General features: G+C 28.7%; 10 protein-coding genes. 4 read left to right on the forward strand and 6 right to left on the reverse strand.

Translation table 11 applies throughout. The features are described from left to right. Positions 1 to 134 precede the first annotated feature (134 nt). Complete coding sequence (gene rpiB / locus ACN0TY_RS03045) at positions 135 to 569, reverse strand: ribose 5-phosphate isomerase B (protein WP_417443316.1); 435 nt, start codon at positions 567 to 569, stop codon at positions 135 to 137. A 716-nt stretch (positions 570 to 1,285) separates the two neighbouring features. After that, on the reverse strand, positions 1,286 to 1,528 hold the full coding sequence (locus tag ACN0TY_RS03050; RefSeq protein ID WP_236957571.1) for a DUF2007 domain-containing protein: 243 nt from the start codon (positions 1,526 to 1,528) through the stop codon (positions 1,286 to 1,288). Between the two features lie 543 nt (positions 1,529 to 2,071). Between ACN0TY_RS03050 and rnr the strand changes: the two genes are divergently transcribed. From rnr to ACN0TY_RS03070, 4 genes are all read left to right on the forward strand, one after another. Beyond that, positions 2,072 to 4,261, forward strand: a complete 2,190-nt coding sequence (gene rnr / locus ACN0TY_RS03055) for a ribonuclease R (protein ID WP_417443317.1) — start codon at positions 2,072 to 2,074, stop codon at positions 4,259 to 4,261. A gap of 149 nt (positions 4,262 to 4,410) precedes the next feature. Then, a complete protein-coding gene (locus ACN0TY_RS03060; protein ID WP_417443318.1) occupies positions 4,411 to 5,085 on the forward strand; it encodes a head GIN domain-containing protein in 675 nt (224 codons plus the stop codon). 194 nt (positions 5,086 to 5,279) lie between these two features. Beyond that, the gene (locus tag ACN0TY_RS03065; protein WP_236957574.1) at positions 5,280 to 5,963 is read left to right on the forward strand and encodes a LysE family translocator; all 684 of its coding nucleotides are present in this window, start codon (positions 5,280 to 5,282) and stop codon (positions 5,961 to 5,963) included. Beyond that, positions 5,935 to 6,363, forward strand: coding sequence for a DoxX family protein (locus ACN0TY_RS03070; protein WP_417443319.1), 429 nt, complete (start codon positions 5,935 to 5,937; stop codon positions 6,361 to 6,363). Before ACN0TY_RS03065 ends, ACN0TY_RS03070 begins: the two co-directional genes overlap by 29 nt. On the opposite strand, the gene ACN0TY_RS03075 is transcribed toward ACN0TY_RS03070, so the two are convergent. From ACN0TY_RS03075 to mnmG, 4 genes are all read right to left on the reverse strand, one after another. Further along, positions 6,350 to 7,819 (reverse strand): hypothetical protein, encoded by a 1,470-nt coding sequence (locus ACN0TY_RS03075; protein ID WP_417443320.1) that lies wholly within the window; start codon positions 7,817 to 7,819, stop codon positions 6,350 to 6,352. The two genes, ACN0TY_RS03070 and ACN0TY_RS03075, sit on opposite strands and share 14 nt — an antisense overlap. Positions 7,820 to 7,950: 131 nt before the next feature. Continuing rightward, positions 7,951 to 8,463, reverse strand: a complete 513-nt coding sequence (locus ACN0TY_RS03080) for an OmpH family outer membrane protein (RefSeq protein WP_236957577.1) — start codon at positions 8,461 to 8,463, stop codon at positions 7,951 to 7,953. A gap of 208 nt (positions 8,464 to 8,671) precedes the next feature. Continuing rightward, on the reverse strand, positions 8,672 to 9,544 hold the full coding sequence (locus ACN0TY_RS03085) for a class I SAM-dependent methyltransferase (protein ID WP_417443321.1): 873 nt from the start codon (positions 9,542 to 9,544) through the stop codon (positions 8,672 to 8,674). A gap of 135 nt (positions 9,545 to 9,679) precedes the next feature. Continuing rightward, positions 9,680 to 11,551, reverse strand: a complete 1,872-nt coding sequence (gene mnmG / locus ACN0TY_RS03090; protein WP_417443322.1) for a tRNA uridine-5-carboxymethylaminomethyl(34) synthesis enzyme MnmG — start codon at positions 11,549 to 11,551, stop codon at positions 9,680 to 9,682. Positions 11,552 to 11,581: the final 30 nt, after the last annotated feature.

The following is an 11,581-nucleotide window of genomic DNA, read 5'->3' on the forward strand; positions in this document are numbered from 1 at the left end:
GTAAAATAGCTGAGTTGCTGAAATTATCTTATTTCAACAACTCAGTAGAAAAATAAATCTTAAAACGGGATATTACTACATAAATAGTAACGAATTAATTCAATATTCATCGAATTAAAGAATTCTATATGTTATTAACAGTGTAGCGATATTTTATCAATTCTATTTTGATGTCTTCCTCCTTCAAATTCAATATTTAAAAAAGTTTCTACCATTTCTATAACTTGTTGTATTGCTGTAAAACGAGCAGGAACACAAAGAATATTAGCGTTGTTATGTGCTCTTGTTAAAGCTACAATCTCTTTTGTCCAGCATAAACCTGCACGAACATCAGCGTATTTATTTGCCGTCATTGCAACACCATTTCCACTTCCGCAGATAAGAATTCCGAAATCTACTTCTTTATTATGTACCGCTTTTGCAACAGGATGTACAAAATCTGGATAATCTACACTAGAAGCTTCGTCTGTACCAAAGTTTTCTACTTCAATATTCTTTTCTTTTAAGTATTTTGCAACTGCAAACTTATAGTCAGTCCCTGCGTGATCGTTACCGATTGCTATTTTCATGTTTTTCGTTTTATATTAACAAAGGTAATAAATAGTAAACTACCTCACAGCAAGCCTGCTAGGCATTATTTTAAAAAATAAATTGATTTTAAATTCTTGCTAAGACCACAGTTTTCATAATTATAAACACCGTTGTTAACTTAAATTCATAATAAGATAACAGTCAGTTAATTATAAAAACATACTAATTGTTGATATTTATGTGGTGAAATCTATCAACTAAATTTGCATATATGATAAGTAGTTTCAATTTGTAAAATTAATTGAATTATGCAAGTTGAAAATGTATTTTTTAGTTGACATTTCATTAACTACTTATCAACACTTATTAACATAAAACTGGGGTGCTACTTATTAAAAATTCTCTGTTAATTGAGTTGTTGACAACTGTGAACGAAATCTTAAAATTTGTTCTTTTCCAATGCTTTATAAAAATATAAGTTGTTAATAGCTTTTTATAAGTTGGGATAATTAAAGACAACTAACAAACTACAATAAAGTTTTGCTACATATAAACACACTATAATAGTCACCATTTAATTTAAAATTTATAAAAAAGAAAAAGATATATATGTTAATAGAGTTAATAACTAAAACTGATTTTAAGTTTTTCTATTTTTAAAAAGAAGAGAATCTATTTTTCTGAATATTGAAAATGAAAAAAAAAATTGATTGTACTTTTACAAAAAGTTTAAAGTAAAAAAGATGACGCTTAATTAAACTATTTTTAAGTTTGTATCTGGAGTATCCAATTCTTTAATTAATTCTTTTACGTAGTCTGCGTAGTCAACATGAACGCGTAGTTTAATTCCACCGAGGGCATTAGAGTAAAAGGGAGAAATACCAATCATCGTTTCATTTTCAAAAAAGAAAGGTATCTCCTCATCTATAAGTAAATACTTAAGAACAAGATATTCATGAGGATATGTGTATGTAGCAACTAAAACAAAATTTTTCATTCTGATAAAAATTAACTTGCTAATAGATTTTTTAAACCTTGCCTTACTATGATTCCAAACATTATAAAATTATTTAATTTTAATATTTAAAATACATCAATAGAAGTAGTTGACTTAAATATAGGTAAAATTTTCTTTTAAAATATAGAATTTATATCCCAAAAGGTGTATTAATATTTTGTAGCTTAGTTAGTATTAGAAATACTTTTAAATTAATAACTAGCACGTTATTAACAACAGTAATCAGTTTTATAAAATTTCTTTATTTAGAGTATCATTTATAGTCCTTGCAGTTTCCAAATGTTCCTTTTTTTCCAAAGAATAATTGATGTAACCAGCAAACGACAAAATCCCTGCCAAGAAGACAAGAATAAAGAAGATTAATATTTTATAAAATTTTTTCAATGTTTAACAGAATGATTACTATTTATATAGACGACGCAAAAGTAGTATTGTTACACAATATTTAATAAAACTTTAACTTTTAAAATTAATTAGAGTACTACTATAATAATTTGTACTTTACTTGAAGAATTAATATTTATGACGAAAAAGAAAAAAAGAGCCCTAAAGCATAAAAAAAATGAGCTTACAAAAGGGATCTTTACTGTACTAGAAAGTAATAGAGATCAGAGTTTTAACTATAAACAAATAGCTGCAAAATTGGATATTAAAGATACCGAAGGCAGAAACTTATTGATTAAAAAACTAGGGCAGTTAAAAGATAAAAAAAGAATTGAAGAAGTAGAAAGAGGAAAATATAAAGCATTACCTTCTCAAAACTATCACGAAGGTGTGGTAGACATGACTGGAAGGAATAACGCCTATGTTATAACAGACGATTTAGATTCTGATGTTTTTGTACCCTTTAATCTATTAAACAAAGCCCTTCATGGCGATGTTGTAGAAGTTTATGTTTTTCCACGTAGAAGAAGTGGTAAAAAGATGGAAGGGGAAATTACTAAAGTAATAGAACGTAAGAAAACTACTTTTGTAGGAATCGTTCAATTACAGAAAAGTTTTGCATTTGTAAAACCTACAGATTTTAAAATGTATACCGATATTTTTGTTCCTAAAAATAAAATTGGAGGAGCAGAAGATGGTGATAAAGTTATTGTAGAAATTGAAGATTGGCCTAAAGATACAGATTCTCCAAACGGGAAAATTGTACAAGTTTTAGGTAAACCAGGTGAACATGATACTGAGATTCATGCTATTCTTGCAGAATATGGATTGCCTTATACTTTTCCGGAAGAAGTAGAACATTATGCTAATAAGTTAGATACTTCTATTACAAAAGAGGAAATTTCTAAGCGTAGAGATATGCGTGATGTTCCTACTTTTACAATAGATCCTAAAGATGCCAAAGATTTTGATGATGCCTTATCTTTTAGAATTTTAGAAGATGGAAATTATGAAATAGGGATCCATATTGCTGATGTTTCTCATTATATCGATTTGAATTCTGTTTTAGAAGAAGAAGCTTATAAACGAGCTACTTCTGTATATTTAGTGGATCGAGTAGTGCCAATGCTTCCTGAGGTTTTATCTAATAATGCTTGTTCTTTAAGACCTAATGAAGAGAAACTTACCTTTTCTGCAGTTTTTAAAATGAGTAAAGATGCTAAAGTTTTAGATAAATGGTTTGGAAGAACTGTAACCTATTCTGATAGGCGTTTTGCATATGAAGAGGCACAAGTAATGATAGAAAATCAAAACAATATTGTTCCTGCTGATATTTCTCTTACTGGAGAAACTTATGAAGTAGAACAGCATATTTCTGATGCTATTATTACATTAGATAATATGGCCAAACTGATGCGTTCTCGACGTCTTTCTGCTGGTGCTATTTCTTTTGATAAAGTAGAGGTTAAGTTTGAACTTAATGATGAAAGTGAACCAATTGGAGTTTACTTTAAAACTACAAAAGATGCTAATAAACTTATTGAAGAGTTTATGTTACTTGCCAACAGAAAAGTTGCTGAATATATTGGAAAGCAGAAAAAAACATTTGTTTACCGTGTACATGATGAGCCAGATGAAGAGAAATTAATGACTTTACAAGGAGTTATTTCTAAGTTTGGATATAGTATAGATATGAAAACTAAAAAGGCTGTTACAAGCTCTTTAAATAGTTTATTAGAAAAAGTGCAGGGTACCAAAGAACAGAATTTGGTAGATACGCTTACTATTAGAACAATGAGTAAAGCTGTTTATACAACCGATAATATTGGACATTATGGTTTAGCTTTCGATTATTATACACACTTTACATCGCCTATTCGTAGGTATCCAGATGTTATGGTGCATCGTTTATTACAGCATTATTTAGATGGCGGTGCTTCTGTAAATGCAGAAACTTATGAGGAGAAATGTAAACATTCTTCGAGTATGGAATACCTTGCAACTAGCGCCGAACGAGATTCTATTAAATACATGCAGATTAAATTTATGGAAGGTCGTTATGACGAAGAGTTTATAGGTGTTATTTCTGGAGTTACAGAATGGGGAATCTATGTAGAACTTATCGATAATAAATGTGAGGGTATGATCCGTACAAGAGATATTAAAGACGATTATTATGTTTTTGATGAAAAGCAATACGCTTTAGTAGGGGAACGTACCAAGAATATGTATCAATTAGGGGATGAAGTTTTCGTTAAATTGAAAAATACAGATCTTGTAAAAAGACATTTAGATTTCGAACTTACAGGTAAGAAAATTAATAGTTAATTAATTCCATCTGCTATTAACATTTTTTATCATTTTAAATTTCATATTCCAGTTAATAGTAGGTTATCTTTATAAAACTAAATTAAGTCCCAATAGCTATTGTTCATTGGGATTTGATTATAACAAATAAGTGGAATTAAAAATTAATTATGAAAAATATAATTTTAGTAAGTGTTTTATTTTTAACCTCATTAGTATTTTCTCAAGATAATGTTACTAAAGAGCTTGGAGACTTTCACGAAGTTAAAGCTTATGATGGTTTGTCGATAACTATTAAAAAAGGTGATAAAAACAAAGCCGTTATTTCGGGTAAAAATTCCTCAGAAGTAATTTTTGTTAATAAAAACGGTAAGTTAAAAGTCCGTATGAATATTAACGAAGTCTTTAATGGTTATAAAACTTTTGTTGTTCTTTATGCAAAAGATTTAATTGATGTAATTGACGTTAATGAAAATGCTTTTGTAACAGTAAAAGATAATATCGAACAGATAGATTTAGAACTTAGAGCTCAAGAAGGTGCTAAGATTGAAGGAGATATAAAAGTAGATCGTTTAAGATCTAAAGCCGTTACTGGTGGTGTTATTACTTTAACTGGTGTTGCAAAAAATCAGGAAGTAGATGTTAATACTGGAGGTAGATTTGAAGGTTCAGAATTAATTTCCGAACAAACAGATGTAGATGTAAAAGCTGGTGGTATTGCAGACGTGCACGCTACACAATTTGTAGATGCTAAAGTTAAAGTAGGAGGAACTATAAACGTTTCTGGGAAACCTAAAGTAATAGAAAAACAAACTTTTGTTGGTGGTACCATCAATGAAGAATAAGTAATTACCAATATAAATAGTATTTAAAATCATCATAATTGCTAATAAGTTATGATGATTTTTTATTTTTACATTATAATTTTACCCTTAGCAACCAATTCTTAATTTAACTGTTATTCGATACCTTATTTTTTAAAAAATTTAGGTAGTTAATTACTTCCAGTTTCTAGCTGGAGTTTTTTAATTTATTTTTAATGATAGAAGATGTTTTTAAAGCAATACCGCTCGGAATCCTTTTGGCATTTACAATTGGTCCGGTGTTTTTTGTTTTATTAGAAACCAGTGCAATTAAAGGATTTAGAGCTGCTATAAGTTTTGACTTAGGAGTTGTATTGGGTGATATAACTTTTATTTTAATTGCTTATTACAGTACCAATAAAATTCTGCATAAAATTAAGGACGATCCATCTTTATTTATTTTCGGCGGAATTTTATTAATAACCTACGGAGTTATTTCTTTTATAAAATGTAAAAGCGATTATAAAAAAGATATCCGTAATGCAATCAATCAAGTGGTTGTAAAACGTAATTATTTCAAACTTTTTCTTAAAGGTTTTCTGCTTAATTTTATCAATGTTGGAGTACTTGGTTTTTGGCTAGGAATCATTATAATTTTTGGTCCTAAGTTAGAAATGAATGATGATCGAATTTTTGTATTTATCAGTACGATACTTATTACATATTTAATAGTAGATTGTATTAAAATATTATTAGCAAAACAATTACGTAATAAGCTAACACCAAAACGTATTTTTAAAATTAAAAGAGTAATTAGTTTAATTCTCATTCTATTTGGCTTTGTTTTATCATTACAAGGCTTTTTCCCGGACGAAAAACAAAAGATAGAGAATGTTATCGAAGATATTAGAAATCGTTAGTATGGACGCTTATTTTACCCTTTTACCAATTATAGGACTATTACTCTTTATTGCGATTACTTTTTTATTTAGTTTTTGGGATAAAATCTCTGATTGGAATGGTAATCTAACATTTTTAAGAAGTCATTTTGCTAAAACTTCCGTCGTTCCTTTGTTGCCATTCACACTTTTAGTTATTACTATTTTGGAATTTGTAGCTGGAATTTTCGCTTTGTTAGGAATCTATTTTTTATTCTCAGATCATTATTTTATTGCAATCTTAAGCTGTATATTATCTTTAATTGTATTGTTTATTTTTTTAATAGGACAAAGAATAGCTAAAGATTTTGATGGCGCTATGAAGATTACAGTTTATATTATTCCTGTAGTTTTTTGCCTTTATTTACTTACTTCAATATAGACTGGATTGTTCCTTCTTTTACGCAAAGCCAGAAGTAATTAAAGAATGATTTTTGTTTATTACGTTTTACTTCAATTGGTACTTTTGTGTTTTCTTTCTTTGAATTTCCAACAAAAAGATTAGCAATTCCTGTAAAGAATTTATTTACAATCTTTTCATTCTTACGTAAGATGGTTACTTTAAAATCATCATATTTTAAGTTGAATGTTCCTGTTGCAACATTTTCATTTGCACCAATATCAAAAACAATACTTGTAATAGCTCCCTTTGTAGTTACATTCATATTCGGCTCTATAAAATCATTTATTTTTTCAGCATTTAAATGTTTCATATTACCGTGTAGTGTAAAGTAATCTGCTGTGTTGTTAATATCAAATTTCCATTGTAAATGAAAATCTGCATCTCCCATAAATTTAGAAGTTATATCTATAAAAGTACTTCCATTTCCTTCTATGGTATTTACATTTTTTATTTTACTATTCACATTCGTAAATACAATGCTTCCAGGTTCATCATAATTTTTTACCCTTTCTTGGTATTCAATTCTAGACTCTTCAATCGTTATACTATCTACAATTAAATCAAAAGGTAATTCTCTCAATGCTTTGCTGTAAAGTGGTTTATATTTTTTTGGTTCTGGAAGTAATTTATCTTTATAAACTTTTAAATCAGCATTTATTATTTTAATATTTTCTGCTGCATAGGAGTTTTCATTTGTATTTCTTTTGTAGTTGTTAACAACTAAAGAATCAACTACTAAATCTATCCAATCTGTTTGTACGCTTACTTGTTTCTGAAGTTCTTCCTTTGTATAAAGCGTTTTAATAGCTACAGTTCCAGTATTTATATTTTTTTCGTCAACTACAGCTTTATTTATTTCAAAATCTTGATAACTATTAATTGGAAGTGTCAGTTTATCAAAAGCTATTTTTAAATCATCATAATTAAAAGGTTTTTCTTCTGCTGAAGTGTCTACCGTTAGATTTTTAAACTTGACATTTATATTAGAAGTAGTAATAGGTTTTTTATCCGTAGCAGATTTATAGCTAATGTTAGTGCTATCTATTTCTATTTCATCAATCGTAAATCGTAGTTGCTTTTTTTGTTTTGTGCTATCTTTTAATTTTTTCTTATTCAGATTAAAATCACCTTTATTAACAGCAACCTTACCTATGTTTATATTTTTTTTATTGAATAGGAGCATAGGGGAAATGTTAGAAACAGTAACTTTTTTTATGGTACCGAAATCACTTCCCTTTGAAAATATTTTTATAGAATCGAAGGATACAGATCTGCTTAATAAACTAACATCAACGTTTCTAACTTTTATAGAATAATCAGAATCGTTTTCTATTAATTTCTTCTCTATAAAATTACCCAACATATAGTTTCCAATAATAACTGCAACAGCTAGAATTCCTATTATTAGTAAACTGATTTTTATAAATTTTCTCAACTATAATTTTCTTGGTTAATCTAGTTTCAACTTAAACAGATATAATCAAATGTTTAAGCAGTCAATTGAAGATACAAAAAAAGACGCTTCATAGAAGCGCCTTAACTTTTTGTTGTGTATAATGTTACTAATTATTTAGCTTTATACTCGTCGTTTAATGCTTTTAAAACTTCATCAGTAATATCTTTTGATTCCTCTCCGTATAAAACACTGCCAGCATCATTAGCTCCTAATACAAAAGTATATCCTTTATCTTTACTATATCCTTTTACAAAATCTCTAACTTTATTAATTAAGCTATCAATTTCAACTTGACTCGCTTGAGAAATTTTTTGCTCTTCTAATTGAAGTTGTTGAGCAACACTTTGTCTTTTTTGCATCAAAGCGCTGTATTTTTCTTGAGCAACACTTTGTGCTAATTTATCAGCTTGCGCCTGGAAAGCTTGTGCTTCTGCTTGAAAAGCTTGAGCAACACTATCCGCTCTTTTATCAAAAGTTTCAATCTGACCTTTGTATTTTGCTTCGATATCAATTTTCTCTTGATACTCATTTATCAATTTCCCATTATCTACAAATGCAATTTTATTTTGTTGACAAGATATAGTTGCAAAAGCAACAGCAGCGATTAAAAGTATTTTTTTCATTTTTATGTAATAAAATATTGTTTCGAACAAAAATAGGAAAGTAAATGGATTTTTAACTTTTTTCTCTATCGATTGTTTGTATAAGATATTATTATGGTAATTTTTTTGTTTATAGATTTACCTTATAAATAAGACCTTTTTTATTTTTATTTTAAAGCAGTTTTATAAAATCTACGACAACTATATCTATTCATGATATAAAAAGCTCTTAAATAGCTTTAAAATCGTTTTTACTACCTTTTTTGGATATATATATTAAAGATGAATACTCTCCAGAGGATTTTGCTTTCCAATTTGATTTTAGACCAATAAAAAAAGAATTTATAAGATTTGATGTTCCACGCTTTATTTTTTCTGAAAGCATACTTACATAAAATGAATCAAAAATTAAAGGTAAGATTTTTACTACAAACATATTTTGATTTTTTAAAACAGTTTTCATTGCTGATTTATTAAAATGCCACAAATGACGTGGAACATCATAAGCAGCCCAAGCCTCTTTGTAATATGTTGCATCATAAGAATTGTAATTTGGAACAGCTATAATTAGAATTCCATTTTCATTTAGCATTTCGTAAATGGAAGATAATTGATAATCTAGATCATGTACATGTTCTAATACATGCCACATCATTATAATATCATATTTTTTTAATGAAAGATCTTCTATTTTTTCAACTACTTTATTTCCTTTTTTAATCGATAATTCTCTCGCTTGTAAATTTGGTTCTGTACCATAACACTCAAATCCTTTTTTACAATATGAAATTAAATCGCCAGTTCCGCTTCCAATATCTAAAACTGTTTTTGCTGCTGGATTATTTTTTTTCAGTAAATCGTATTTCTTTTTAAGCGAATATGATTTCACTATTTGATAGATTTTATCAATAAAAGTTTTCTTCGAATCTGTATGAGAAATATAATTTTCACTTTGATAATACTTACCAATTTCTGAAGAGGATGGAGTAGGGGTTGTTTTTAAAAGTCCATTTATATTTGTTGTAATAATCGTAAATTCTTCTTGAGTAACAAGATGATCTTTTGCCTTAATATATATACTATTGTCAATTATTTTTTCCATAAAGATTTAAAAGCTGCAAGATAATATTTATTGTTTTAGCATGTATTGTCGACTGTAATTTTATTAAAATAAAAAGGGTTCCACGTGGAACCCTTTAAAATAATTATTATAAATAATTTTAAATCTTCTTAGAATTTATCTCCCCATGTAAACTAATAATACACTAATATCACTTGGAGAAACCCCACTAATTCTTGAAGCTTGTGAAAGTGTTCTTGGTCTTATCTTTTTTAATTTTTCTGTAGCTTCAAACGATAAAGATTTTAATTTACTGTAATCAAAATTTTCAGGTATTTTGATATCTTCTAGTCTATTTAATTTAGCTGCATTATTCTTTTCTTTATTTATATAACCAGAATATTTTACCTGTATTTCTGTTTGATCTAATACTTCTTGATCCAATTCATTTTCCTTGATATAAGTATCTACTTCTTCAACCTTTCTAATTAGATCCAACGTAATATTTGGTCTTGCAAATATTTTAAACATCTTATCAGATTGTTTCATTGGAGAAGAATCTACCTCCTGTAAAATAGGATTTATAACTTCAGGCTTAACACTTGTTTCTTTAAAGAAGTTCACAAATGCATTAGAAAGATCCTGCTTTCTTTCCATACGTTTTAGTTGCTCCTCTGATGCTAATCCTATCTCAAAACTTTTAGGAGTTAATCTTAAATCAGCATTATCTTGTCTTAATAGAGTTCTGTATTCTGCTCGAGAAGTAAACATACGGTAAGGTTCTTCTGTTCCTTTTGTAATCAAATCATCAATTAAAACACCTATGTAAGCTTCATCTCTGTTTAATATAAAAGCATCTCTTTCTTGTACTTTTAAACTAGCATTTATTCCAGCCATTAATCCTTGAGAAGCTGCTTCTTCATATCCTGTTGTTCCATTAATTTGTCCAGCAAAATATAAACCATCTACAAGCTTAGTTTCTAATGTATGTTTTAATTGTGTAGGAGGGAAGTAGTCATATTCAATAGCATATCCTGGTCTAAAGAATTTTACATTTTCAAATCCAGCAACAGAACGTAAAGCTTTAAATTGTACGTCTTCTGGTAATGAAGTTGAGAATCCATTTATGTAATATTCTACTGTATCCCATCCTTCTGGTTCTACAAATAATTGATGTCTATCTTTATCTGCAAAACGGTTTATCTTATCTTCTATGGAAGGGCAATATCTTGGACCTGTACTTTTAATTCTACCATTAAACATTGGTGATCTATCAAAACCTTCACGCAGTAAATCATGAACTTCATTACTGGTGTAAGACATATGACAATCTCTTTGTTTTGTTAGTGGTTTTGTTTTGTTTGAATAAGAGAATTTCTCGGGTCTTTCATCTCCAGGTTGGACAGTCATTTTACTGAAATCTAAAGATCTTCCATCCACACGAGGAGGAGTTCCTGTCTTCATTCTTCCAGCTTCAAAACCTACATTAATTAAATCTTCAGTAATTCCAGTTGCTGCTCTTTCTCCTGCACGTCCTCCACCAAAATTCTTTTCTCCAATATGAATGAGTCCGTTTAAAAAAGTACCATTTGTAAGTACAACAGACTTACTTCTTACTTCAATTCCTAAAGAAGTTTTTACACCTTTTACCTTACCATTTTCAATAATAAGACCAGAAACCATCTCTTGGTAGAAATCAAGATTTTTAGTTTGCTCCAACATCAATCGCCATTCTTCAGCAAATCTCATTCGATCACTTTGCACTCTTGGAGACCACATTGCAGGACCTTTAGATTTGTTAAGCATCTTAAATTGAATGGCAGTTCTATCTGAAACAATTCCAGAATATCCTCCAATAGCATCAATTTCCCTAACAATTTGTCCTTTTGCAATTCCACCCATTGCAGGATTACAAGACATTTGTGCAATGTTTTGTAAGCTCATTGTAATAAGCAGGGTAGAGGATCCCATATTTGCTGCCGCAGCTGCTGCTTCAGAACCTGCGTGTCCACCACCTACAACAATAACATCATATTCTTTATCAAACATAAATAATGAATTTCTAAATTATATTACCTC

The organism is Joostella sp., assembly GCF_048266025.1.
Taxonomy (GTDB): domain Bacteria; phylum Bacteroidota; class Bacteroidia; order Flavobacteriales; family Flavobacteriaceae; genus Galbibacter; species Galbibacter atrarenae.